23 protein-coding genes, 1 pseudogene and 1 other annotated feature are annotated in these 26545 nt (G+C 39.2%); of the genes and pseudogenes, 20 read left to right on the top strand and 4 right to left on the bottom strand.

The genetic code is table 11. From position 1 onward, the window contains the following. The 5 genes and pseudogenes from HMPREF2961_RS12070 (at window position 1) to HMPREF2961_RS12050 (ending at window position 6823) form a co-directional block, all read left to right on the top strand. Window positions 1-1656: an FAD-dependent oxidoreductase gene (locus HMPREF2961_RS12070; protein WP_002315965.1), complete on the top strand. Its 1656-nt coding sequence runs from the start codon at window positions 1-3 to the stop codon at window positions 1654-1656. Between the two features lie 82 nt (window positions 1657-1738). Then, complete coding sequence (locus HMPREF2961_RS12065; RefSeq protein WP_025477363.1) at window positions 1739-3874, top strand: HelD family protein; 2136 nt, start codon at window positions 1739-1741, stop codon at window positions 3872-3874. A gap of 173 nt (window positions 3875-4047) precedes the next feature. Continuing rightward, entirely contained in the window at window positions 4048-4557 is a 510-nt protein-coding gene (locus tag HMPREF2961_RS12060) for a hypothetical protein (RefSeq protein ID WP_002315963.1), read from the top strand. Next, window positions 4554-5858: pseudogene (locus tag HMPREF2961_RS12055) on the top strand (glycosyltransferase). Before HMPREF2961_RS12060 ends, HMPREF2961_RS12055 begins: the two are co-directional and overlap by 4 nt. A gap of 107 nt (window positions 5859-5965) precedes the next feature. Beyond that, complete coding sequence (locus HMPREF2961_RS12050; protein WP_002315960.1) at window positions 5966-6823, top strand: LPXTG cell wall anchor domain-containing protein; 858 nt, start codon at window positions 5966-5968, stop codon at window positions 6821-6823. A 110-nt stretch (window positions 6824-6933) separates the two neighbouring features. Here HMPREF2961_RS12050 and HMPREF2961_RS12045 read toward each other — a convergent pair whose 3' ends face one another. Continuing rightward, on the bottom strand, window positions 6934-7254 hold the full coding sequence (locus tag HMPREF2961_RS12045) for a putative heavy metal-binding protein (RefSeq protein WP_002315959.1): 321 nt from the start codon (window positions 7252-7254) through the stop codon (window positions 6934-6936). A gap of 152 nt (window positions 7255-7406) precedes the next feature. Here HMPREF2961_RS12045 and dhaM point away from each other — a divergent pair, with 152 nt between their 5' ends. The 10 genes from dhaM to HMPREF2961_RS12000 all read left to right on the top strand — a co-directional run bounded on the left by dhaM (window position 7407) and on the right by HMPREF2961_RS12000 (window position 14319). Then, a complete protein-coding gene (gene dhaM, locus HMPREF2961_RS12040) occupies window positions 7407-7802 on the top strand; it encodes a dihydroxyacetone kinase phosphoryl donor subunit DhaM (RefSeq protein WP_002304157.1) in 396 nt (131 codons plus the stop codon). Beyond that, window positions 7777-8787: a dihydroxyacetone kinase subunit DhaK gene (dhaK, locus tag HMPREF2961_RS12035; RefSeq protein ID WP_002329626.1), complete on the top strand. Its 1011-nt coding sequence runs from the start codon at window positions 7777-7779 to the stop codon at window positions 8785-8787. The genes dhaM and dhaK overlap by 26 nt, the downstream gene beginning before the upstream one ends. 28 nt (window positions 8788-8815) lie before the next feature. Beyond that, the gene (gene dhaL, locus HMPREF2961_RS12030) at window positions 8816-9421 is read left to right on the top strand and encodes a dihydroxyacetone kinase subunit DhaL (RefSeq protein WP_002315957.1); all 606 of its coding nucleotides are present in this window, start codon (window positions 8816-8818) and stop codon (window positions 9419-9421) included. A 125-nt stretch (window positions 9422-9546) separates the two neighbouring features. Then, on the top strand, window positions 9547-10206 hold the full coding sequence (locus HMPREF2961_RS12025; protein WP_002315956.1) for an HI_0552 family protein: 660 nt from the start codon (window positions 9547-9549) through the stop codon (window positions 10204-10206). Between the two features lie 380 nt (window positions 10207-10586). Then, the gene (locus HMPREF2961_RS12020; RefSeq protein ID WP_002315955.1) at window positions 10587-11102 is read left to right on the top strand and encodes a hypothetical protein; all 516 of its coding nucleotides are present in this window, start codon (window positions 10587-10589) and stop codon (window positions 11100-11102) included. Beyond that, window positions 11102-12460, top strand: a complete 1359-nt coding sequence (locus HMPREF2961_RS12015; protein WP_025477361.1) for a Tle-like phospholipase domain-containing protein — start codon at window positions 11102-11104, stop codon at window positions 12458-12460. Before HMPREF2961_RS12020 ends, HMPREF2961_RS12015 begins: the two co-directional genes overlap by 1 nt. Window positions 12461-12476: 16 nt before the next feature. Further along, window positions 12477-12788, top strand: a complete 312-nt coding sequence (locus tag HMPREF2961_RS15460; RefSeq protein WP_024635416.1) for a hypothetical protein — start codon at window positions 12477-12479, stop codon at window positions 12786-12788. Between the two features lie 18 nt (window positions 12789-12806). Continuing rightward, on the top strand, window positions 12807-13070 hold the full coding sequence (locus tag HMPREF2961_RS12005) for a hypothetical protein (RefSeq protein ID WP_002315952.1): 264 nt from the start codon (window positions 12807-12809) through the stop codon (window positions 13068-13070). Between the two features lie 430 nt (window positions 13071-13500). Continuing rightward, window positions 13501-13599, top strand: coding sequence for a cadmium ABC transporter ATPase (locus HMPREF2961_RS15835; RefSeq protein WP_185056233.1), 99 nt, complete (start codon window positions 13501-13503; stop codon window positions 13597-13599). Between the two features lie 60 nt (window positions 13600-13659). Further along, window positions 13660-14319 (top strand): Crp/Fnr family transcriptional regulator, encoded by a 660-nt coding sequence (locus tag HMPREF2961_RS12000; protein ID WP_002292592.1) that lies wholly within the window; start codon window positions 13660-13662, stop codon window positions 14317-14319. A 78-nt stretch (window positions 14320-14397) separates the two neighbouring features. On the opposite strand, the gene HMPREF2961_RS11995 is transcribed toward HMPREF2961_RS12000, so the two are convergent. After that, the gene (locus HMPREF2961_RS11995) at window positions 14398-16008 is read right to left on the bottom strand and encodes an ABC transporter permease (protein WP_070704840.1); all 1611 of its coding nucleotides are present in this window, start codon (window positions 16006-16008) and stop codon (window positions 14398-14400) included. A 12-nt stretch (window positions 16009-16020) separates the two neighbouring features. Next, on the bottom strand, window positions 16021-16902 hold the full coding sequence (locus HMPREF2961_RS11990; protein WP_002315949.1) for an ABC transporter ATP-binding protein: 882 nt from the start codon (window positions 16900-16902) through the stop codon (window positions 16021-16023). A 252-nt stretch (window positions 16903-17154) separates the two neighbouring features. Between HMPREF2961_RS11990 and HMPREF2961_RS11985 the strand changes: the two genes are divergently transcribed. Next, the gene (locus tag HMPREF2961_RS11985) at window positions 17155-17754 is read left to right on the top strand and encodes a TetR/AcrR family transcriptional regulator (RefSeq protein WP_002315948.1); all 600 of its coding nucleotides are present in this window, start codon (window positions 17155-17157) and stop codon (window positions 17752-17754) included. 69 nt (window positions 17755-17823) lie between these two features. Here HMPREF2961_RS11985 and HMPREF2961_RS11980 read toward each other — a convergent pair whose 3' ends face one another. Continuing rightward, window positions 17824-19125, bottom strand: coding sequence for a polysaccharide deacetylase family protein (locus tag HMPREF2961_RS11980; RefSeq protein WP_025477359.1), 1302 nt, complete (start codon window positions 19123-19125; stop codon window positions 17824-17826). 261 nt (window positions 19126-19386) lie between these two features. Then, window positions 19387-19592: a binding site (T-box leader), on the top strand. 104 nt (window positions 19593-19696) lie between these two features. On the opposite strand from HMPREF2961_RS11980, the gene tyrS reads away from it, so the two are divergent. The 4 genes from tyrS (at window position 19697) to nhaC (ending at window position 26261) form a co-directional block, all read left to right on the top strand. Beyond that, window positions 19697-20953 (top strand): tyrosine--tRNA ligase, encoded by a 1257-nt coding sequence (gene tyrS / locus HMPREF2961_RS11975; RefSeq protein WP_002315946.1) that lies wholly within the window; start codon window positions 19697-19699, stop codon window positions 20951-20953. Between the two features lie 290 nt (window positions 20954-21243). Beyond that, window positions 21244-23121 (top strand): tyrosine decarboxylase, encoded by a 1878-nt coding sequence (gene tdc, locus HMPREF2961_RS11970; protein WP_002286400.1) that lies wholly within the window; start codon window positions 21244-21246, stop codon window positions 23119-23121. A gap of 266 nt (window positions 23122-23387) precedes the next feature. Further along, window positions 23388-24785: a tyrosine-tyramine antiporter gene (gene tyrP, locus HMPREF2961_RS11965; RefSeq protein WP_002316652.1), complete on the top strand. Its 1398-nt coding sequence runs from the start codon at window positions 23388-23390 to the stop codon at window positions 24783-24785. Between the two features lie 108 nt (window positions 24786-24893). Then, window positions 24894-26261 carry a Na+/H+ antiporter NhaC gene (gene nhaC, locus HMPREF2961_RS11960; RefSeq protein ID WP_002292602.1) on the top strand — a complete coding sequence of 456 codons (1368 nt, stop codon included), beginning with the start codon at window positions 24894-24896 and terminating at the stop codon, window positions 26259-26261. The last annotated feature ends 284 nt before the right edge of the window (window positions 26262-26545 follow it).

The following is a 26545-nucleotide window of genomic DNA, read 5'->3' as shown; positions in this document are numbered from 1 at the left end:
ATGAAAATCGTTATTGTCGGAGGTGTAGCAGGTGGAATGTCTGCTGCTACACGGCTTCGCCGATTAATGGAAGATGCAGAAATCGTTGTTTTTGAAAAAGGACCGTATGTTTCTTTTGCAAATTGCGGCTTGCCTTATTATCTTTCTGGTGAAATCAGTGACCGGGAAAATCTTCTTGTCCAAACGCCAGAATCATTATCCGCTCGTTTTTGTTTAGATGTGCGTCCAAATCATGAAGTGACAGCTATCTTTCCTGAAAACAAAACGGTAGAAGTCGTACATGAGGGTCAAAAACACTTGGAACAGTACGATGTATTGGTTTTATCTCCTGGTGCAAAACCAGTTGTTCCGTCGATTCCAGGGATAACAGAAGCCGACAATGTTTTTTCTATTAGAAATGTACCAGATATCGATAAAGTGATGCATGCATTAGAAAAACAGCCAAAGCGTGCCGTGATCGTTGGTGCAGGATTCATCGGATTGGAAATGGCAGAAAACCTAAAAAAAAGAGGTTTAGAAGTCATGGTGATCGAACAAGCACCGCATATTCTTCCGACACTGGATGAAGAAATGGCAGCTTTTATAGAAAAAGAATTGTCTCATCAAGGAGTAGAAGTGATTACTTCTCATGCTGTCGCTGGATTTGAAGACCATGGGAAACGATTGCGACTGGATGACGGGCGTACCATTCCTGCTGATTTAGTTATTTTATCCATTGGTGTTCGTCCTGATAACCAGCTAGCAGTGACTGCTGGAATCGAATTAGGTATACGCGGGGGTATCCTAGTAGACGAACGTTATCAAACGAATATTCCTGATATTTATGCGGTGGGGGATGCTATCGTTGTAAAACAGCCAATCACTGGAAAAGATGCACTTATTTCTCTTGCTTCACCAGCCAATCGTCAAGGTAGACAAGTTGCGGACACGATTTCCGGAATTTCTCGAAGAAATCAAGGCAGTATTGGCACAGCAATTATACGAACGTTTGGAATGACTGCCGCATCCACCGGATTAAGTGAAAGAACAGCCAAAGAAAACGAGCTGTCTTTTGAAGTCGTTCATGTGTCAGGAAAAGATCATGCAAGCTATTATCCAGAAGCAACAGATATTTTACTGAAGTTGATCTTCCATCCAGAGACTGGCGAGATTTATGGTGCACAAGGTGTTGGGGCAAAAGGTGTGGATAAACGGATCGATATTTTAGCAACAGCAATCAAAGGGCATTTGACGATCTTCGATTTGCCGGAGTTAGAATTGACGTATGCACCGCCATTTGGCTCAGCCAAAGATCCAGTAAACATGCTAGGATATGCAGCAATGAACATTGCAGAAGGGCTTAGTGAAACCGTACAATGGCAGGAATTGCCGACAGAATTAGCCAAAGGAAAAATTTTATTAGATGTGCGAACAGCAGAAGAATTGGAAAAAGGCAAATTCAAGGAAGCCAAACATATCCCTTTGAATGAACTTCGGGACCGATTAAATGAATTAGACAGCCAACAAGAATATATCGTCAGCTGTCATAGCGGATTACGTAGCTATCTAGCGGAAAGAATCTTGAAGCAGTCTGGCTACCACGTAAAAAACCTTGATGGTGCATTTTCTTTATATCAAACTGTCCGACCTGAAGAACTGATATATCCTAACAAATGATACTCGTTAAAAAGCTTGCATTCGACTCTTAAAAGAGGTAAACTAATCGGTTCCGCCACTTTAAAAAAAGAGGAGAATGTGTATGGTCAACACACAAAAGCAGTTAGAAGAAGCATATCTGAAGAACGTGTATCAAAAGCTAATCGATAAAAGAAACGAACTGCGTGAATCGATGGATACGGCAAAAGTAGAAGGAAACCAGTCGCTGAAAGAAATGGCTGGCGAGCTTCGATTGAATTTTGACAGTTACTTAGATAACCTGGATACTTTTTCGATGATTGAAATGAAAAATAGAGAAATCGATCAGATGAATATCAAACAGAAAAACGCAGAAAATCAGCTAGCAAAGATCGAACGTTTATTGAAAAGTCCCTACTTTGGAAAAGTCGTTGTAGACTTTCTGGATAATGAGCCAAAAGAATCCTTTTATATCGGTACAGCAAATTTCACAGATGATGCAGATGAAAATCTTGTTTATGATTGGCGTTCACCAATTGCCGAACTTTTTTACAATAACATGATTGGCCCATCTTCTTATACGGTTCGTCAAAATAAAATCGATACGGTTATCAAAGAAAGACGTCAATTTATTTTGGAAAGAGATCGTTTGGTCAAGTTTTTTGATACGTCTGTAGCTATCCAAGACGATGTGTTATTAGAAGTGTTAGGTCAAGATGAGACCAATGAAATGAATGCTATCACTGCTACGATCCAATCGGAACAAAACACAATCATTCGGGATGTGAAAAGTCAAAATATCTTGGTAAATGGCGTAGCAGGTAGTGGTAAAACCTCTGCTATCATGCAGCGTATTGCGTATCTGCTCTATTTATATCGAGATACGATGACATCTGATGACTTGCTGATTCTATCGCCTAATCATCGGTTCATCGACTATATTTCGAATGTCCTACCATCATTAGGCGAAAGAAATCCACTGAATCTAACCATCTTGCAGCTAGTTTCACAGCTTTCAGCAGAGGAAATAGAAGGTGAAGAAGCTTATTTCAAACGTATCACCAAAGAAAATGTATCAGAGCAAGCAGAACACTTGCGTAGTAAAGAGTATATTGATGATCTAAAACGATCAGATCCTTTGTTTCTAGATCATCCTGATTTTATCCGTGGACTTACTAAAAATGGAAAAACAGTTCTTTCTAAAAAAACGATCAAAAAAATATATGAGAAAGTCCCTGCTCATCCTAAATTGATCGACAGGCTTCAAGCAACGAAAAAGGCACTGATGAGCGAATGGAAGAATCATCTTTTGAAACAAGCAAAAAGTCCTGCTGTGCAGAATCAGGTACTCTCGTTGACAGAAGATAGACAGTTGAAATTATTCGGTGAATTGATTTCTGATGATTCGGAACAAAGTATCGCAGCTTATGCAAGGAAACTTTTACAAAAAAACTATCGAAAAATAACCAGACAAATCGAAGAAATGGCATGGGTGGATGAGCACCGATTGTTTGAAAGAATTTATGAAAAACGATATGGCTCAGCTTATGTTTGGCCACACACACGTACTGTTGATGAAGCAGTCATTTTATTAGCTATTCATCATTTGCTTGTTGAAAAGGTAAATGTACCAGCGTTTCGCTATCTATTGATTGATGAAGTACAAGATTATACCCTGGCACAATTAGGTCTATTGATCGAATTATTTCCAAAAACTCACTTTACTTTAGTAGGTGACGAGAATCAAGCAATCTTTAATTCTTCCACTACTTTTGCTGATATTATGCGTTGTTTCGACGACTACCATCTGCCGATCCATCGGTATGATCTTAGAAATAGTTACCGTTCTAGCGGAGCAATCACAGAGCTTTTCAAAACCTATGCTGTGGATCAAGAGAAGATCGACATCGTATCGATCCGACCGCAAGGAAAAGAACCCGAATACCGCTCTTTTCGATCCTCTGAAGAATTGTTGGAAATACTAGCTGAGATTTTGGCTTCTCTAAAAGGAGAAAAAGCGGCAATTATCACCCAAACAGAAGAGGAAACCCAAACGCTACAAGAATCGATTAAAAAAAGTTCATATGGATTAGAAAACTGCCAGATCATCCCTTTGAGTCTAGCAAAAGGACTGGAATTTGATCATGTAATCTTGTATCCATTTGAAAACGATAGAGATGAGCAAAGAAGACGCAGACAAATGTACACGGCGATATCTAGAGGAATGAAAAGCATTGTCGTATTGGAAAGAGAAACATAATTAAGAGATAAAAAAATAAAAAGAATAACTGATAAAAAGAACAAAATATTTTTCATTTGCCGATGAGAAATGTTTTGTTCTTTTTCTTAGGAAAAATTTAGGAACACTTTATGTGAAAAGAAATGAAAAGTATGGTAAACTCCTACGTCGTAACAAAAATGTGAGGTGAGGATATGAAAAAAGTAACAAGAGAAGAAGTTGCATCGATTTTGGTGAAAGATAAGTATTTTTCAAAAGGTAATTATTGGTTAAAAATTTGGCAAACGCTAGTGGCTCTTTTGGGTTGGATGATCGTTGTTCTTCCTTTTATATGGGTATTTTTCCCATTAACAAGACCAGAAAGAGCCAAAGATTTTTACTTGTACGCTTTTTTATTGGAAAAGAAAATGCTGTATTTCTTCATCGGCTTTTTTGCATTGATCTTTTTCAGCTTCCTGATTATCTCATTTGTGTTGACTAGATGGAACAATCGAAATTTGTATAGAAAAGTAAATAAGTCTTTTGAATATGAAGATGAAGAATTGAAAAAAAGACAAGAATTACTTGAAGAAATGTATACGGAACGTTTTGGAACAAAAGAAGAGAGAGAAACGGTCCGTTTTTATTCTGTCTCCGAAGAGAAAAATCTAGATACGACACTCATTGCAGATTTGTATAAAGAAAATGGGGTGGAACTGAAATGACCTCAATCACTCATACAGGTAATCAATTCCTAGATACTTGTTTGTCTATCATGTATTTTTTTCTCGTTTCTTACCCGATTTTAGGCGGATTTGCATGGTTTATTGGTGTCTGGTGTTATGTTTTTTTATACAAACATAAACAAAAAGAATGGGTAGATGTTCCATCGGGTGTCGAACCGTTCATTACGATCATGGTGCCAGCCCATAATGAAGAGATCGTGATCGAAGATACGATTGAGTATTTGATGACGAAATTGAATTATCACAACTATGAAGTATTAGTGACCGATGATGGTTCAACGGACCAAACACCAGAAATATTAGCCAGACTGATGAAAAAATACGCTAATCTTCGTGTGGTTCGGATCGAAAAAAATAAAGGGAAAGCCCATGCGTTTAATATCGGACTTGCCTTTGCAAAAGGGAAATTGATTTTAAGCAATGATGCAGATACGGTACCGGAACCAGATGCACTGAACAGGTATGTGAATTATTTCATTCGCCCTGGTGCAAGACATATTGCTGCGGTCACTGCAAATATGGATGTCCAAAATCGTACCAAGTTGATTGCAAAATCGCAAACGGTTGAATTCTCGAGTATCGTTGGTATCATCAAACGAACACAGTCAGCTGTTTTCGGTGGCCTTTATGCGTACAGTGGGGCAAATACGATGTATTGAAAAGAAGCCTTGATCGATGTGGGCGGATTCAGGCAAGATCGAGCGACAGAAGACATCAGTATTGCGTGGGATCATCAGTTGAATGATTGGGTATCTGTTTTTGCTCCTGGGATCATCTTTTTCATGGAAGTACCTGTGACGTTGAAGATGCTATATCGACAAAGAAAACGTTGGGCAAAAGGTGGAACAGAAGTCTGGTTGACGAATTTCAAAAAAGTGATGCTCCATCCTTTTGAACATATCGGAAGAACGATCATCTTCATTGATCAAACATTGAGTATTGTCTGGTCAATATTCTTTTGTATTTCCGTGATTCTTTTTATTGGATTGATTGGGCATTATGTGTACCAAGGAAACTATGAACAGATCTATGTCACTTTTACATTCAGTTTTGTGTTCATCTGCTTTGAAATGGTCGCAGGATTTTTCCAGTTGTTAGCTTCGCTGATTGTAGATGATCGACGAAGAAAATTGAAATATCTTCTTTTCGCGCCACTATATATGCTTTTGTTCTGGATAGTGAACGCGATAACGATCGTGACGACTTTCATTCCAGCAGTCAAAACGATTTTAGGTTATGGAAGCGGGACATGGAAAAGTCCGGAACGTACAAAAAAATAAAAGATGCACCGTTTTTTAGACAAACAGCCTGTTGTGTTTATGGTTCTTCCAATCATTTTTGCTTATAATAAGAAATTAGTTAAAAAGTAGTAAGGATGGGAAAAGTGATGAAAAAAAGAATGAAGCCGTTGATCTGGCCGATTGCTGTTTCCGGTATTTTCTTCTTCGGACATACGGCTTTTGCAGAAACTTCTGAACCTGCTCAAACAGAGCCTTCAACAACTATAAGCTCTTCTGATGCTGAAAACGGAACCTCGGAAACAGAAATGACTTCCAATGTACCGACAGATAACTCAGGAGAAACGATTTCGTTTTCAGAAGATACATCAACGAATAGTTCTACCTCTTCTGACCAAATCGATCATTTGCAAGACTTGGAAAATAAAAGAAAAGAACTCGAAGAAGCATTAGAAGCTGCAAAAAACAAATTGAAAGAAGACCAAGCAGCAATCGATCAAGATTTAGCTGATCTTAAAAATAAAGCAGGAAATGACCGTGCACAACTTGAGAAAAAGCTTGCTGAAGCGAAAGCAAAAGCGGAAGCTGTCCAAACAGATCTTGACGGGAAGATCCAACAAGCAAAAGAGTTCAATCAACAATTAGATCAGGTTGCTGAAACAGCTTCTGGAAAGCTAAGTCAAACTCAAGCGGATATCACAGCGGCCAGTCAAGCGATCCATGGAAAGATCAGCGAAGCGCAAACAGTTGCTGATGATTTTGAAGCAAAAAAAGCAGACTTAGCAGCTAGTTTCCAACGAATAAAAGATATTTTGCATTCGGCAGGAGAAAAATCAGTGGCCTCTGGAACCACGACAGAAACAGTTCAGCAAACGACAGAGCCATCCGAATCAACAAGTCAGACTTTACCAAAAACAAATGAAAAAACAGCTTCTGTCAATTATTCCTTCGTAGGCACAGGTGTGCTAGTTGCAGCAGCTTACGGAATCATTCGCAAAAAGAAATAAAAAAGAGAGAATGGGAAGGTAGTGAACCTCGAAGTTAGACTGAAAAATCTAACTCTTGGATCCCACTACATGTCCCATCTCTTTTTATTTATTAAGACAGCTATTCCTACTTATCTTGTGGAGACAGCTGTTCCACTACATGTGACCATCAGCATGCCATTGTCGCTGCCTAATACTTCGTAGTCCATTTTTACGCCGATGATTGCATCAGCTCCTAATGCTTTTGCACGTTCGGCCATTTCCGCAAGGGCTTCTTCTCTTGCGCCCATTAGTTCATTTTCATAACTTTTTGAACGGCCGCCAAAAACGTTTCGCAAACCAGCCCCCAAATCTTTCAATACATTGATTCCAGTAATAACTTCACCAAAAACGATTCCTTTATAAGCTACTACGGTTTTTCCTTCCACACTATTCGTGGTTGTTGTAATCATTTGATCACTCCTCTCTTTAATGAAAGTATAACAAAGTTCAAGATGCGCAACACATATTTTCCCAAAATTAGGAATTTATTATATACTTGAATTGTTCATTAATGAAAGCGAAACCAATCGTTAGCAACTATGTAAAAGAAAGGAAGATTCTTGTGAAAAAGAGTATTTTGCTTATTTCTCATAGTCAAAAAGTAACAGATGGTATTAAAGAAATGATTGAGCAGATGCAAAAATCCGAAGAGGTTCAGATCTTTTCTCTCGGCGGAATAAATGGCGAGATCGGATCAGACCCGATGAAAATCGTAGAAGCTGTCAATGAGTCAAGCGATGCAGCTAGTTATTTTGTTTTTGCGGATATCGGCAGCGCGGTATTGAATTCGGAATTGGCAAAAGACATGTTGGAAGAAGAACAGCAGCAACGTTATCATCTGGTGGATGCGCCTTTAGTGGAAGGAGCTTTTGCAGCAGCCATCACTGCCGGTATAACGGATGATACTCAGCAAATCTTAACAGAAGCACAAAATGCCGGAAAGAAAGGATGGGAATAAATTGAAAAAAATCATGAATGATCCAAGCAATATTGTCGAAGAAATGCTGGAAGGATTAGTAAAAAGCTATCCAGAACTTGTTCATCGTGTAGAATCTTCCCGCGTTGTAGCCAAGAATCAGAAAGCAGAACAAGTTGGTTTGGTTTCTGGTGGAGGAAGCGGACATGAACCATCCCATGCCGGGTTTGTAGGGGAAGGAATGTTAAGTGCAGCGGTGCTTGGTGATGTGTTTACTTCTCCAACTCCAGATCAGATTCAAACGGCTATCAAGGAAGCGGATAGTGGAAAAGGAGTTTTACTGATTGTTAAGAATTATACAGGGGATGCATTGAACTTCGATATGGCAAAGGAACTAGCTGCTATGGACGATATTGAAGTAGAAAGTGTGATCGTAGATGATGATATCGCCGTTGAAAATAGTACGTATACTGCTGGAAAACGCGGAGTTGCGGGTACTGTCCTTGTACACAAAATCGTGGGCGATGCAGCAAGAAACGGTGCTTCCCTAGCAGAGTTGAAAGAATTGGGAGAAAAGGTCGTACAGGCAACTAAAACGATCGGTGTAGCGCTTCGAGCAGCAACTGTACCAGAAGTAGGGAAACCAGGATTCGAACTAGGAGAAGATGAGATCGAGTATGGTGTTGGTATCCACGGTGAGCCAGGCTATCGTCGAGAAAAGATGCAGCCTTCTAAAGTACTGGCAAAGGAACTTGTTACTAAGATTTTAGATGATTACTCGAATTTGCCAAAAGAAGCAGGTGTATTCGTCAACGGAATGGGCGGGACGCCTTTGATGGAACAGTTCGTATTCATGAATGATGTTTTAGCTCTGTTGGAAGAAAGAGGCGTCAATGTAGTTTTCCGAAAAGTCGGTAATTTTATGACCTCACTAGATATGCAAGGCCTTTCTCTGACGCTGATCGACTTGACGGAGACACAATGGAAAGATTCTTTAGAAAGCAATGTACAGACGATTTCATGGTAAGACAATCTCAAGATAAAAGGGTGATAATATGAAACTAACCGTTCAAGAAATCCAAGAATGGCTCTCACAATTTGCAGAGGCAATCAATCAGAACAAACAATATCTCAGTGATCTAGATACCCCGATTGGCGATGGAGACCACGGAAATAATATGGGAAGAGGGGTTTCAGCTTATGAAGAAGCTTTTCAAACCGATCATCCTGAAACAATTAGTGATACATTCAAAGTATTCTCTATGGCGATGATATCGAAAGTTGGTGGTGCTTCTGGTCCGTTATACGGATCTGCATTCATGAACATGATGAAAGCGACAAAAGAGGTCGATTCTATTGATTCTCAAGAAAAATTAGGAGAAGTGATCGAGCAGGGAACAGCGGGTATTCAAAGCCGAGGAAAGGCAGAAGCTGACGATAAAACGATGTTAGATGTTTGGCTCCCAGTTACAGAGGCATTGAAAGCAGGAAATCTAACAAAAGAAATCATTGAACAGGCAAAAGAACACACCAAAGACTTGGTAGCTAAAAAAGGACGAGCTTCCTATCTAGGAGAGCGTGCAATCGGACATATCGACCCGGGAGCTGCTTCCAGTGCCATTTTATTTACGACACTACTCAATGTGATCAAAACTTCATGACCGTTCCTGTAAATGGAAACAGAGGCTGAACTCGAAAAGCAAGCAGTTGCTTTTTCGATTCAGCTTTTTTACAGTTGTTTCTTTTAAATAAGATAGTTAAAATAAAAAAGAAAAGAGGGAACAAAATGGATCTAATGAAAGAAGACTATCAGTTATTTGACAGAGACAATTATGCATTCAAACAACTCAAAGAAATACATACACCAGATGAAGTCGAACAAATCAAACAAGAATACAAAGCACATTGGCAAAAATGGAAAGAGATCCAACTCCAGACTGCTGCACTTTTGCCTGATACGTATGGCATGAGCAAACCTAAAATCGAGAGTTGGACGAATGGCTGGAATTTACGCAGTCATTTTTGGAGCGCGTACCGAAGCGAATCTCGTCAAGACGAGAATGCCTGTCTAGCAGTTTTGTTGAATCAAAAACAATACCAAATCTATTTGATGTATCAGCACTATAAAAGTGATACGAGAGAAGGAAGCGTTGAAGGATACAATCAATCGCTATCTTTACTGCAGGAATGGAGTACCCAGGTAGCGATTGAAGAATATTATATCTGGCCTCAGCCTGAAAATGAGCTGGAAGATCATTTGCCTTTATCCGTTTATTTATCAGATAAGAGCAAGCAAGAAGAGCTGCGAGAGACAATGGGCAATCGAACCTTCCAACTTGGCAAACTGTTTTTTTCTCCAAATGAATACACAAACATTGAAGAGAAAACTGCTGAGGCGCTCAAAGAACTAGCGCCATTGTATCATGCGATAAAAAATAAGTTATGAAAAAGCTGATTGCGTTGCGTACTAAATAGATGGCACATCATCGAATCCACTGCTCTCATGATGCAACATAAACAGACACCTGCGAAAAAATCATTTTTTTCGCAGGTGTCTGTTTGGTTTTTCCATCAGCCAAATCAGAATAAAAATTTAAACAAATCTAAAAACATAATGGTTAACGATCTCTAAAAAACAACGATTACTTGCGCCCTCTCATTCTTTTATATATATGTTTCGATTTACATAACAGAAAAAAAGAAAAGATATTCATTTCGTTATCAAACAAGGAAAAGTAAGAAAAAGGCTTCTTTTTTCACTGATAAGCCTATGGTAAAATCCATTTAAAGCGTTTTCTTTGTGAAGGGAAGCAAGAAGGAGCAAGCATGAAAAAAATCATTTTCAGAGGAGTCATAGTCATCATTGCACTGAGTATAGGAGGGAAATTATTGATGGATAGAAGAGAAAAAGACAATGAAGAACTGCGTACCATCCAAACCGATCTGGCAAATTATTTGTATAATCATTATGAGATTTCAACAGTGGATGAAAAGCGAGAAAAGGAAATCTTCAAAGAATTTAATCAAGGTAAAGGAGACATGACTGAACAGGAATTTTTTGAAAGATTAGATTCTATAACTGAGTATATGGATATTGAGAAAATAGAATTTACAGGTTTTTCTGTAGGTCCGATGAAAGGGTTGGTAGTTGGATTTATCATCAATGATGTTTACCCAGATGAAACGACGCTAGATACGAGATCAGCCGAAACAAATAAGTGGCTGTATTCCTTCAACACTGGGAATACTAGGAATTCATATGTACTAACTAAAAAAAATTCTTCGACAGATGAAAAAATGCCTGAAGAAAACATTATCTATTATGACAAGGGAGTCAAGTGATGGACCAAAACAAAGAATTCTCTAAAGCAGTATATGGCGTTGAAACAGGGAAAGTAAAAGTCAACGAAAAAATCGTTGAGGATGAATATCTTGTTATTGATGTCATTGATACCGACAAACATACAATCGGAAAAGAAAAAACACCAAAGCAAAACGGTATGCAAGCCATGGTCGTGGCTGAAATCAAAGATGAATATAAAAGTAAGAAGCAAAATCAATTACAGCAAATTTCCGACTACCCCAAATCCGTCATCAAAAAAGACCTGACCATCGCCTACGCGGGCACTAAAAACTGGCAGGACTGGAAAACGAACATCCGAGAAGTCGGCTTCGAGGACAAACACGACAACGGCGCCTTCCAGTCTGCTTTAGCGTATGCCGATGCAATCGAAAAGACCTATTCTGTCAAAGACGGCTACACTATTTCCACGACCGGTCATTCTTTAGGTGGAGCGCAGGCAATCTATGTCGCTGTTTTAAAAGGTTATCACGGATTTACATATGCAGCGGCAGGCCCAGGCTTGAGTGAGAAGCAGCTCATGAATTATGAAGGGCAGATCATCAATCTGTATGACACTTCAGACATCGTGACTAGTGGCTGGCTGACTGGCGGGAAAGGCCAACTGCCATTTCACAGTTTCGGAATCGACAACGCCGGCTGGAAAAACTATGGACACGATCTAAATCAGTTCAATCTCGACAAAAACGGGAATTACATCGATAAATATGGCGATATCGTCATCTATTCCGACCAACATGGAGGGGTCGCCCTCGAACAGACCTTACTCGCCCAGCAAATCATCAAAAACAAAGCTATGATCCGTCAAATGGAGACATATGGCGAAAAAAATCAATGGGAGAAAGATCGGATTAGTCAACTGAAAGAAGAAAACAAGTGGCTCCAGCTACAAATCAGTGCTTTCTCCAAGCTAGTGACTTGGCGGAAAAGATTCACAGCGAGCAGCGGCGGTCTGTCGACCAATGAACAGATCTATTTAGACGACCAGCAGGCGCTGATGATCGTGAAACATGCGGCTTCCGTCTTCAATCAAGCGATGGAACAAGTGCTAGTCATTTACCAGCGTGGAATTCGTGATTTGGAACAGCTGTGGGCAGATGGTCTTGCGATGGTCCGCAGACAGACACCGCTTTTGTCTCAGAACGAAATGCTCGATGCTCTGCGAGAAGTCGGTTGTACAAAGCAGACGATCGTTGATGAACCTACGCAGGAATTCCGGGAAAAAATCTTCAAAATCAAGCAGCTTTCAGCAGAATTCTCTACCTTGGCAAAAGAGATCGAAGCGAAAATCAATGAGCTGGTCCAACGTGATCGGGACTTGGCACGACAATTATTTTAAAACAAGGAGTAGTGAGATGGAAAAAGAAAACCAGATTCATGAAACATACCGAAAAGAACGACTGCAGCTAGAAGATCAGGAAGATCAGCTCAGACAGATGCAAAAGAACATGCAGCAGCTGGCAGAAACGACTTATTCCAATATACGTTTTTCGGTGCGTTCCTTTGAATGCCCGAAGGATTCTTTGTATTTTGCACAAAAAGAACTCAGACGTTTAGAAGAGAGGTTCTCTCATGAATTGATGCAGAAACGAAAAAAAATCTATGATCAGCAAGATGAAGTCGAACGCCGTTATCGTGCTGATCTGCAACGATTAAACAAAAAGTAACAGGAAAGGAGATAATAAGTGATCGTTCTAGAGGAAAAAATTTGGGAAGACTACCAGAAAGAGATACAAAAAATCTCAGCAAGAGCTTTAGGGATTGCGATGACTCAAGACAAAGTCACGAAATGCAAAAAGGCGAAACAAGCCGCAGAGGTGGAAGCAAGCACGGCAAAAAAAGCGGTATCCTCTGCAACGACTGGATTGGAAAAAGCAGTAAAGGGTCGTTTCGGCAAAAAAGTAACAGCGGCATTTAGTAAAAAAAGCCGAATGTTAGTAAGTTTTTAGAAAATCAGCTACAGTAATAAAGAGGTTGTGAAAAAGCTATTCTGCATCAAGCAGTAAGAACAAGCAGAGAAAAATAGCTTTTCATATTTTTCATCTGATTGGGCTTAGTGTCGTAGATGCAAGCTTTTGAACACCGTTTAAGGAAGAGGTTGTGAAATCAGTGTTTTGACCTGAGTATTAGAGAAAAAAACGGAAAAATAGCTCCTCATATTTTGCCGTTTGTTGAGCTAATGCCGAGGGTCAGCTGATTGAACACCGTTTATTCAAAAAATAGGAGTTGTGACAAGGCGTTTGTCACAGCTCCTATTTGACATAAGCGGCAATTTTCAATTTTACTTATAGATAGTATCAAAAAATGATTTTAGGACATAAAACACTCATCACCATTATTACCGAGAGTCTGATCCTGGTGGCCGAGGTGGCAAGCGGTATGCTTTTCCATGAAATGAGTATTCTGATCGTGGTCATAAACGGCATGTGTCTGCTTACTTATCGCACAAAAAGAAAAATCTTGATACAAATCAATTAACCAAGTTAAAAGAACAAGTAGAATAACAAACAAGGAAGAAATCCAAAGGAGGAATCTGCTATGAGACATGAAGGATTGTGTGTTTCACTCGTTCCATTATTCAATCATCTCGAGATAGAAGATCAGCAAAAAATCCACTCGCTAGTGACACACAGAAAAGTGGAAAAAGGAGAACAGATTCTTGCGCCGAATGGAGAGTCTCAATTAGTGATCGTGGCTTCCGGCAGTATGAAAGTGTATCAATTATCTGCTAGCGGAAAGGAACAGCTTTTACGAGTAGTAGAGCCGGGCGGATATGAGGGAGAGAGCCAGTTGCTAGGCGTTCCAAATGAGTCTTTATTTGGCGAAGCACTAGAAAAAACGGAAATTTGTGTATTGAGACAAAAAGATTTCTCGGAACTTTTACTGCATTATCCCGCCCTTAGTCTGAAACTTTTAGCAATCAACGCTGAGAAATTAACAAAAGTACAGCAGCAGACAACTTTTTTGATGATGGAAAAAGTAGAAGAACGAGTCGCTGTCTATCTGCTTGATTTAGCTAAAGCGACAGGGAAGAATCACTTTTTCCTGCCAATGAAAATGAAAGAACTTGCTGCATTTATCGGTACGACCCCCGAAACTTTATCTAGAAAATTTAAATTATTAGAGGAGAATGGTTATGTAAAAAGAGAGAATCGGGAAGTCTGGATCATTGATAAAGAGCAGTTAGAAGACTTGTAAATACAAAAATGACCTCCAAATGTTGGATTTTTGATCCCAATTTGGAGGCTAGTATGAAATTGAACATGCTCTTTTTTGTTATCCTTCCACTAAATCTCTTCTCCTATAACCGATAGCACCAAGGACGATCAGTGCAAGGCTGATACAGGATAACGTAAGGAATACGGAAAGATCGAAAGAATCGTTTGGCATCCGTGGTACCCAGCTAGGGATCGCTGTTTTGGAGAACCATTCTGGCAAATCCAAAATCCCGCCAAAGTAATTGAGCGCAAAGGAGTAAGCTAAGTAGATATAAGCAAATTTACCCATTCGAGGAAGCCATCCGAATAGAAAGCCACTCATCCCGATAAACACTAAAACAGCAGGCAGAAAGTTGAATCCGGCTTTAAGAAACAGCAATAGATCCATATCTTTCGCATCCTTCATCGATGCCAAAGCAGAAAGTCCTAGCGCACCAGAACTAATCAGAATCGACAATATAGAAAACAGGATCGCTAGTAACAGATTTGTCCAATAAAGTTGGTTCCTAGAAATTTTTGTTGCGAACAGCTGATTCATACGTCCGTGGGTTTCTTCTGTAAATAAACGATTGATGCTAGCAATTGGTAAAATAGCAGCTAGACAAATCAAGACGACCATGATCGTGCTTGTAAAGTTTTTTTCAATTGAGACGCCAGATTGGATAAACATCTGTTTCATTAAGTCGTTACTTTCTAAAAACTGTTGCATATTCCCGTAGATAGAGCCGTATGCCGCCCCCATCAAACCAAAAGTGATGAGCCAACTGATTGTCATTCCTTTATTTAGATAGAATAATAAACCACGCAAGGATAGAAGAGAACGTTTAGCATACGGTTTTCCTTCACGTTCGGGGATATAGCCGGTGTTCAAGTCTCGATGTTCCTCTAAAACAAATGAACTGATTATCAAGATGAGACTGAACAAAAACAAATAAAGCAAAGGAATCCAGTTATTAGTTGTAAATGGATAGGTCAAATAAGACCAGCCTAAAGGATTCCACATCGAAAGGGAGGAAACAGCTACATCTGTTATTGCTCTTAGAAGATAGAGTCCACCTAAAAACGCTAGAGACAGACCATTCGAACTGGCTGAACTTGGCATCAGTTGTGCAGCAAACAGTGCAACGGCACTCCCCAAAATCCCCGTACTACCTACAGATAGCCCAAAAAGCCAAGCACCTTCTGCAGTGATCGAATCTGCTTGAAAAAAAATCATCGTACAGCTGATCGATATTGCTAAAAGCAAATTGATCAGAATAGTTTCAGCGATGACAGCTAAAGAGTTTGCTTGACGTCCGACTCGAAAGGAACGAATAAGTTCAATCAGACCAAGCTCTTCTTTTTTTCTCGTTTGGCTCACTACATGCAAAACCGAGATCACAGCAGCAAACAAACTGCAAAAAAGCAACATTTCATTTGCATACATCGCTCCTAAAGTATACTCAGCAGCATTCGAAGCGGGAGTTGGTCCGACCATTGCTATCATTGCCGGATTTTGCATTGTTTCGTATAATCCAGCTAACCCTTGTCCTGAAGTCAATTCTTCAAATGCAGGGACAAAACCACCAGAAAAAGCAGTGACACCGACTAGCCATATCAAGATCTTTTTCCAGTCACGGCTAAGGTTTTGAGAAAAAAGGGTGGACCAGCGTGAAAATTTATCAGTCATTTCGATTCCTCCTCATCCTTCATAGTGCCTCATGAATAAATCTTCAAGAGTCGGTGGAATAGATTCAAATTTTTTCACACCTAATTTGGAAGCTTCAGCTAAAATCACATCGAAAGCTTCGTTGTCAGCAGCAAATTGAGCAAGGTGGCCTTTTTGCACAAAATCATGGACACCGTTCAATTGTGCTAAGTGGCTGTTATCTGCTTCTGTTTCTATAGTAATGGTCGAGCGGGTCAAATGACGCAATTCATCGAGTGTTCCTTCTTCTACGACTGTTCCCTCGCGGATGATCACGACTTTATCTGCCAACCGTTCGACTTCACTGAGAATATGAGAAGAAAGCAGGATGGATTTACCCTGTTCTTTCAGTTTTTCAACTTCTTCTTGAAAAATGGTTTCCATCAAGGGATCTAAACCAGATGTAGGCTCATCAAATAAATAGAGATCCGAATCAACAGATAAAGCAGCAATCAAGCCCACTTTTTGACGATTTCCTTTTGAATAGTTTTTTGCTTTTTTCTTAGGATCAAGAGAGAAACGTTGAATCAGTTCGTCCTTTTTTTGAGCGTTCCCTTTTCCATGAAGCTTCATGAAGAGATCGATGATCGCTCCTCCAGTCAAATTTCCCCATAAAGAGATGTCACCTGGAACATAAGAAAGACGTTCATGGATAGATAAACTATCTTCCCATACATCTTGACCAAAAATCGTTGCCGTCCCGCCGTCTTTTTTTATAATCCCTAAAAGTGTCCGAATCGTCGTGGATTTTCCAGAACCATTTGGTCCGATAAATCCAACGACTTCACCTGAATGTACGGTGAAAGAGACGTCTTTTAAAGCTTCGAAACGACCAAAGTTCTTTTTCAAATGTGTGACTTTGACGATTTCTGCCATAAAAACCCCACTCCTTTTTTGAAAATATATACTAAATAAGATTAAATGGTTTAATAAAATGGTTTTATACCTTTTTATAAAACTTTTTTTATTATTTTAGTACATAATATTCTTTTTATAAATTTCTGTCAATGAATTCATAAACAAGGAATTGCTGGCTTGATACTTTCTCAATAGATAGTTATAATAAACCTCAGAATAAATTTGAACTATATATATTATAAAAGTTTAAAATTACGGGAGGCTCTACCAATGAACGGTTTTGAAAAGAGAGCACAAGAGAAAAAGAAAGAGATTTTACAAGCAGCTTTTGACTTGATGAACACAGACATAGGAACCGCTGGAGTGACGATGGATAAGGTAGCTGAGAGCGCTCAGGTAAGTAAAGCGACGATTTTTAAATATTTTGGCAGCAAGGAAGGGCTGATTTATGAAGTATTTTTCACATTTATGAATGATTTAGGGCAAGAAGCGAAAGCGTTGATTGCGGAAAATCTTCCATTTGAAGAAACGTTGATTGCCATGAGTGAAAATAAAATCCGCTATCTCAATCGAGTGAACAAACAATTTTATATCGATTTAATGACATGCTATACAAAAAAAGAAAAAAAAGAATTTTCTGACGCGATGGATGCGTATACGCAAGAAAGTTTCAGTATCATGCTTGATCTTTTCCATCGAGGGCGTAAAGAGGGAAAAGTGGATTTGAAATATTCTGATGAGTTCTTGATCCTCTATTTTCAAGCAATGGTAGAAGGAATTTCTAAGCCAGAGATATACGCAAAACTGCTTCCATATACAGCAGAATGGACAGAAGTCCTGATCAAGGGAATCGCGCCGAAGAAGAAATAAAGCATAAAAAAAGCCGAAACTGACGATAAAATGTCAGTTCGGCTTTTTTGGTTTATAAATGACGTAAAATCAAGCGGATTCTCGTGCTTCTTTGTCATAGACATCATGAACGTTGATGAATGGATCAAGAATAGGGTTTTGTCCGTCTAAATCTGATTGGAACCGAATGCCATCGATATTGATTCGAGCATTTCGATAGAAATCCGCACCTAATTGTCCCCAAGCGGGAGTAGAAGCATCTACATTGCAGAAAATATCGAAACCTTGACTCTTTAAGTAAGCAAATTTTTGATTTTCTGCTGAATAAGGCTGCCAGTCGCTAATATCTGCACCAAATGGATAAATCAGGATATTTGTTTTTCCTAGGATAGGTGCAACTTCTTGCTGCCATAATTCATTGTCTTTTTTGACATCCTCTAATGAAGCTTGAGTCATATTCAAGTGTCCCCAGGTATGGGAAGCAAAGCTCCAGCCATCTTTCTTCAACTGATCAGCTACTTTTTTAGCTTCTTCGATCTCTTTTTTTGTTTTCTCGTTATCTCCGTATTGAGACTTGGATGTTCGATAACCTAAAACACCGTTGTAACCTGTCAGGGCCAAGGTGCCTTTTGCGCCTCGATAAGAAAAATCAGGATGTTTCTTGACAAAAGCATCGATCAGAGGAACCATGTCAAAGTCCCCAATTTCTTCCTTATCATTCTCTTTATAAACATTTTTGATTTCATTGTTATTTGATACGACTAATCGGCTAGGAAAACCGGAATTATCCATATATTCATAATAGCTGACATCATCTTGCGAAAGAACTAATGGTTTTTTTCCTTCAGGTAGCGCAAGCCCGTTAAAGGAAAGGTTTCCTTGTTCGTCTTTTTGGATCAAATCATTCAAATTGACTAAAACAAAATCATTTTGATAGAGTTGTTCGATCGAACGGTTGAACTCTTCAACAGTTACCATATAGTCTTTATATCCTTGCGACTGTTGAGAGTGGAAGGCTTTTTGCGGGTCCACGATCAAGCTGTGAAAAAAGACGTGAGAGATCTGAGTAGGATCAGACCAGTCAATCAGTTGTTCTTTCTCCTTTTTCAGTGTTTGAAGAAGCTGCTGTGTTTCCGCAGATCCGTTTTTACTGTTTTTCTCCAATAAAGCAATCGCTTGGTCATAATCATAGCTTTGTGCCAGATTTTTTGCTTGAGTAACTAGCTGTTGCTTATCATCCATTGGCTCTTTTGTCTTTTCTGTTATTTTTTTTTCAGGAATGATCGGTTCTTTTTTTGTGTATGCTCGGATGACAAAAAACAGACTTAAAATTAAAATAACGACAGTTAAAGCAGAAGTAGCTCCTAAAATAATTTTTTGCTTTTTTTCCATATACCTCGTCCCTTGCTTTTTCATTTTTTTACTCGTCCCATTGCTCATTGTAACGAAGAAAGAATAAGAGGAAAAGTAAAGTGACTTCTCGATAAATTGCAGAAAAAATACAGAAAAAATAGTTTCTTTTAACAATATTAAAAATAAAATGTTCGGGATTAGAGCGGATTCAAAAAAGAAAAAATGAGGAATTTAAAAAAAATATCCTTTTTCTGTTGACAAAGAAAAAGTTGCGCTCTATGATAGACACATATTAATAATAACAAGACGAAGATCGAAACGAAGTAGTTGTTAAAGCCAATGTTTCAGAAAGCTGGTGGTTGCTGCAAACCAGTACATGCTTTAAAGCGAATTACATTTCAGGAGTCTCTGGCAGTGATTGCCACGCGACAGCGTTAAATGTTCGAGAGGTATGTTGGATATCTAGACATACAAATTGGGTGGTACCGCGAGATTTCGTCCCTTGGCTATATGCCAAGGGACTTTTTTTATTTTCCATCCCGAAGAAATACTTAATGACGCATGCTAGCAGGTTCCTGCTTTCATAAAAAACTACACGGAGGTCAGTAAAATGAATATTATTGATGAATTAACTTGGCGCGACGCCATTAATCAGCAAACAAACGAAGAAAGACTTCGCGAGCTCGTTGAAGAAAAGAGCATTTCACTTTATTGCGGCGTTGATCCAACTGGTGATTCGATGCATATCGGACATTTGATCCCATTTATGATGATGAAAAGATTCCAATTGGCAGGCCATCATCCATATATTCTGATTGGCGGCGGAACAGGAACGATCGGCGACCCAAGCGGCCGTAAAACAGAACGTGTGTTGCAAACGATGGAACAAGTGCAACATAACGTGGATGCACTTTCCAATCAAATGAGAAAATTGTTTGGTAAAGACGCAAATATCACATTTGTGAACAACTACGACTGGTTGTCAAAAATCTCTTTACTTGAATTTTTGAGAGACTACGGTAAAAACTTCAACATCAACACGATGTTAGCAAAAGATATCGTTGCCAGCCGTTTGGAAGTAGGGATCTCATTCACAGAATTCACTTACCAAATCCTGCAATCCATCGACTTTTTACATCTGCATAAAACATACGATGTACAACTACAAATCGGTGGAGCAGACCAATGGGGAAATATCACTGCTGGTTTAGACCTGATCCGAAAATTAGAAGGACCAGAAGCAGAAGCGTTCGGTTTAACGATTCCATTGATGTTGAAAGCGGACGGAACGAAATTCGGAAAAACCGCAGGCGGTGCCGTTTGGCTTGATCCTAAGAAAACTTCACCATTTGAATTCTACCAATTCTGGTTGAATCAAGATGATCGTGATGTAGTGAAATACTTGAAATTCTTTACGTTCTTATCTCAAGAAGAAATTGAAGAATTAGCGAAAAAAGTAGAGACAGAACCTGAGAAACGTGAAGCACAACGCCGTTTGGCAGAAGAAGTTACAAGATTTGTGCATAGTGAAGAAGACTTGAAAGAAGCGCAAAAAATAACACAAGCATTGTTCTCTGGAAATATTAAAGAACTAAATGCGGAAGAAATCGCGCAAGGATTCGGTAAAATGCCGAACGTTGAAATTTCAAGCACACCTGAAAATATCGTGGAGCTACTTGTTTCCACAAAAATTGAACCATCTAAACGTCAGGCACGGGAAGATGTTTCAAACGGAGCTATAAGTATTAACGGTGACCGCGTTACCGATTTAAATTTTGTCATAAATCCATCCGATGAATTCGATGGTAAGTTTGTGGTTATTCGAAAAGGTAAGAAAAATTACTTTTTGGCCAAAGTAATTGATTAGAATTTAGTAAGTTTTTGCCTTGAAAAAGGGGAATACTATTACAACATTCCAATTTTGAAACCCATCCTAAAATAGAACGCTGGTTGTCGTTAATACAATCTTTGCGAGGGAGTTTACTTTTGTAAATTCCCTCGTTTTTTTTAATTATTTCAAAAGTATGAACAATTCGAATAATTGATACATATTAAAATACGATTAAAAAACGGTCGAAAGCTTAGTTTACAGAATAGGAGAACAGGTGTAATGTAGGGCTCGACAAAATTTAAATATTTTTTTAGGAGGGTTTCACTATGAGTGAATCATTGTCGAAAGATCTAAACCTAAATGCCCTATTCATTGGGGACAAAGCTGAGAACGGCCAAATCTATAAAGCTTTGTTGAATGAATTGGTGGACGAACATTTAGGCTGGCGTCAAAACTACATGCCTCAAGACATGCCTATCATTACGCCAGAAGAAAAAAGCAGTGCTAGTTTTGAACACACTGTGAATAAAACAAAAGATGTTCTATCAGAAATTTCAGCGCGGATGCGTACCCATTCCGTTCCTTGGCATAATGCCGGACGCTACTGGGGTCATATGAACTCTGAAACATTGATGCCATCTTTACTAGCGTATAATTTTGCTATGCTATGGAATGGTAATAACGTTGCTTACGAATCTTCTCCTGCAACAAGCCAAATGGAAGAAGAAGTAGGCATGGAATTTGCAAAATTAATGAGCTATAAAGATGGCTGGGGACACATCGTTGCTGATGGTTCTTTAGCAAACTTAGAAGGACTTTGGTATGCCCGCAACATCAAATCATTGCCACTTGCTATGAAAGAAGTGACACCTGAACTAGTTGCTGGAAAAAGCGATTGGGAATTGATGAACTTGTCAACAGAAGAAATCATGAACTTGTTAGACAGTGTTCCAGAAAAAATCGACGAAATCAAAGCTCACTCAGCACGTAGCGGAAAACATTTAGAAAAATTAGGGAAATGGTTGGTTCCACAAACAAAACACTATTCATGGCTAAAAGCTGCCGACATCATCGGTATTGGTTTAGACCAAGTAATTCCAGTGCCAGTTGACCATAACTACCGCATGGACATCAACGAACTTGAAAAAATCGTTCGTGGTCTAGCAGCTGAAAAAACACCAATCTTAGGTGTAGTCGGTGTTGTAGGATCAACAGAAGAAGGAGCAATCGACGGTATCGATAAAATCGTTGCATTGCGTCGCGTATTAGAAAAAGACGGTATTTACTTCTACTTGCATGTAGATGCTGCTTATGGCGGATATGGCCGTGCGATTTTCTTAGACGAAGACAACAACTTCATTCCATTCGAAGATTTAAAAGACGTTCATTACAAATACAATGTCTTTACAGAAAACAAAGATTATATCTTAGAAGAAGTACACAGTGCATATAAAGCAATCGAAGAAGCAGAATCTGTAACGATCGACCCGCATAAAATGGGCTATGTTCCATATTCTGCCGGTGGTATCGTCATCAAAGATATCCGCATGAGAGACGTTATCTCTTACTTCGCAACATATGTATTTGAAAAAGGTGCAGATATCCCAGCATTACTTGGAGCGTATATCTTGGAAGGTTCAAAAGCAGGGGCAACAGCAGCCAGCGTTTGGGCAGCACATCATGTCTTACCTTTGAATGTCACAGGATACGGTAAATTGATGGGTGCATCAATCGAAGGGGCACATCGTTTCTACAACTTCTTGAATGACTTGTCATTCAAAGTAGGTGACAAAGAAATCGAAGTTCATCCATTAACTTATCCAGATTTCAACATGGTAGACTACGTATTCAAAGAAAAAGGCAACGACGATTTAGTTGCGATGAATAAATTGAACCATGACGTATACGATTATTCTTCATACGTGAAAGGAAGCATTTACGGTAATGAATTCTTAACTTCACATACTGACTTTGCTATCCCAGACTATGGCAACAGCCCATTGCAATTCGTGAACCAACTAGGATTCTCAGATGAAGAATGGAACCGTGCCGGAAAAGTAACTGTATTGCGTGCCAGCGTAATGACACCATACATGAACAAAGAAGAACACTTTGAAGAATATGCTGAAAAAATCAAAGCAGCTCTTCAAGAAAAATTGGAAAAAATCTACGCAGACCAATTATTGGCAAGCGAAGCAAAATAAGCAAAGTAATCATGTTAGAAAACAGCTTGAATGCTAACTGTTTCTGACGCATGTTTGGATCTGAAGAGCAAGGGGTGACCTAAGCTCTTCGATCCCTTTGTTTTGAGGTTGTCTTTGAAGAACTCCTTCAAGCAATAGACTCAAAGAATCCCCTCAAATATTCGCTGAATTGTTTCGTTTATTGCTGAAACTACTTCAAAGACACCGTTATTTTATCCAAAAAATCAAGGAGAGTGTCAACGGTGAGTAAATCTGAAGTAAGTAAAATGGGTCTTGGGACCTTTATCGGTCTGACAATGGCACTGTGTGCAACGGTTCGGAGTATTCCTACGTTAGCCGCAGTCGGTTGGACATTGATTTTTTATTCAATTTTTGCAGTTTTGTTTTTTGCCGGTCCGATATCAATGGTTTCCGGTGAGCTTTCAACGATGCTTCCTCAAGAAGGCGGTCCTCAGTTATGGGTAAAAACAGCACTGGGCAGCAAATGGGGATTTGTCGTTGCATGGCTATTATGGGTGCAAATGTTCCCAGGTATGGTAATGGTCGCTTCTACTTTAGGACCATTGTTAGGAAACACATTTGGTAATGTAGAACTTGGCAATAATCATTGGTTCGTTTTAGGTTGTATTTTAGTTATCTACTGGATCATCACGATCTTGAACTTGAAATTCGATATGGCAAAAGTCGGCGGGAACATCGGTGTATGGCTAGGGGTATATATCCCAGTAGTCATCATGTTCGTTTTAGGTGTTTTGGCAGCCTTCAAAGTCGGACTAGTCTCAAACGGCTATCTAGGTGACTTTTCATGGTCAAAAGCTTTCCCTGACTTGGAACATATTGATTCATTGAAATACTTAGCTGGTATCACATTTATTTTTGTTGGGATCGAAATGAGTTCTGTTTACATGCCTCGTTTGAAAGACGCAACAAAAAATTATACAAAAGGCGTATTTATCGCTTTGATCGGATTAGTTTTATTGAATGTCATCAATGCGATGCTTGTTGCCAATGTCGTACCAGATGGAAAAATGGAATTAGCAAATATCACGCAGCCAATCTTGATTGATTGCCAAATCCTAGGCTTACCAGAAGTGATCGGAAATATCTTCAGCTTCATGGTATTTATTGGTGTGCTTTTACAATTATCAGCTTGGGTTACTGGACCATCAAAAACAATCATCCAAGTAGCTCGTGAAGGATTCCTACCACCAAAATTCGGATTCCATAAAGAAAACAAATACGGCGTATCTAGAAATGTCGTTCTAACACAATCAATCGTTATTTCATTATTTGCTTTACTTTATGGTGTAATGGATGACGTAAGTGCTGTATTCTTGACACTTACAAATGCTACAACTGTTATTTATTGTATCGTGTACATTTTGATTGCTGTTTCATTGCTTAAAATGCGTAAGAAACATCCAGAATTCGAACGTCCTTACCGAATTGGTAAAAACGGAAACGGCTTAGCTTGGGTAGTCAGCTGCATGCTGATCTTCTCTATCATCGTTGTCGTATTTGCTACATTAGGTACAGCGACATTGAGTGATGCATTATTAGTAGCAGCTATCACAGTGGTCATGTTCGTTATTCCATTGATTATCAATCACTTCAAGAAAGATTCTTGGGGGATTGAGGTAGAAAAAAGTTTAGAAGAAAAATAAAAAAATAAGTCTTTCAGCCGACGATCTGTCGCTGATTTAGTAGGAGGTCCTGCCAAGTGAATAGTTTTTTCATGGCAGGGCCTTTTCATTTGAAATAGGAGATCGACGATGAATAAAAATATTTCTTTAAAAGAAAGTATCGCTGTATTGATCGTGTTGTTGGCACTCCTAGGAGTACTGATCATCGGATTCCAACTCTCGCCACATATCCCGATCCTTGCAGCTTTCATGTGTTTGTTGTTTTATGGCAGATTTAAAAAGTTTTCATGGGATGAGATCCATGACGGAATCATCAAAGGAATCACCCCGGGGATCATTCCGATCCTGATTTTTCTTTTGATTGGCGTCTTGGTTGCCTCTTGGATTCTATCTGGAACCATCCCTACGATCATGGTTTATGGATTTAAGCTTGTCTCTGTACGTTTCTTTTTACCGACAGCATTTCTTGTTTGTGCAATTGTCGGAGTGACAGTCGGCAGTTCATTTACGACGATTTCGACGATTGGGATTGCTTTTTTGGGAATCGGTCATTTGCTTGGATTCAACGATGCAATGACTACAGGTGCGGTCGTTTCTGGTGCATTTTTAGGGAATAACTGCTCGCCTCTATCGGATACGACGAACTTGGCGGCTGGTATCGGCGGAGTCAATCTATTCGAACATATCGCTGGCATGCGTTATACGGATTTTCCGGCATTCGTCCTTTCGTTGCTTTTTTATACGATATTAGGACATAACAGTCATTCAGCCGACCTAGCCAGTATCAATGAAATGATCCAAAATATGAAAGCAAGCTTTTGGATCTCTCCTTGGACATTGATTCCGTTAGTTATTTTATTTGGCGGGGCAATCAAAAAAATCCCAGCTATCCCTACATTATTAGCAGGATCGACAGCCGCCCTCGTTCTTTCCTTTATCCATGAGAAAAGTTTGACGATTGGAAAAGCAGCAGACATCTTGATGAATGGTTATGTCGCGCATACACCTGATCCCAAGCTAGATGAACTGCTTTCTCGAGGCGGGATCATGAGTATGTTGGGCTCAGCCAGTTTGATTTTACTGGCATTGGCATTAGGTGGTTTATTGATCAAATATTTGATTGTTGAGACCATCGTGCAAGAATTAAAAGAAAAGATGGACCGACCTTCTCGTTTAGTCGGGTTTACTGCCTTGAGTTGTATCGGAGTCAATCTGATCGTTGGAGAGCAGTACTTGTCCATCATTCTTCCGGGAGAAACATTCAAACGCTCCTTTGATGAGGTTGGCTTATCAAAAAACTATTTGACACGGACGCTAGCAGATTCAGGAGCAACCGTCAATTCTCTTGTACCGTGGGGAGTTAGCGGCACATTCATTATGGGGACGATGAAAGTTAGCGCGTTGCATTACTTGCCATTCGCTTTTTTCTCGATCCTTGCTCCTGTCTTTACAATAATAGGCGGTTTTTTATTGAATCGCCGACATGTGAAAAATTGAAGAAAAGATCAAAAGGTTGTGACTATTTTTGTCACAGCCTTTTTTGCGAAACTAGCGATTTATACGATTGAAAAACTATCTTTTCTTTAAAAAGAAATAATAGGAATAGAAGCTTTGATAGTTGCGATAAAATAAAAATGGATAGATAAAATTCGAGAGAAACATGTATTGACGTGGCAGATGAAAGGGGTAGATTTGTTAGTGTATCAGGAGTGCCGTTAGAAGAACAAAAGGAGAGAAAAGATGGAATTATTAGAAAAAGAAAGTATTGATTTTTATTTGGA

It is taken from the genome of Enterococcus sp. HMSC076E04 (assembly GCF_001814285.1).
GTDB classification, from domain to species: domain Bacteria; phylum Bacillota; class Bacilli; order Lactobacillales; family Enterococcaceae; genus Enterococcus_B; species Enterococcus_B lactis.
Note: the sequence above shows the minus strand (reverse complement) of the source record. Positions and strands in the feature narration are given on the sequence as shown.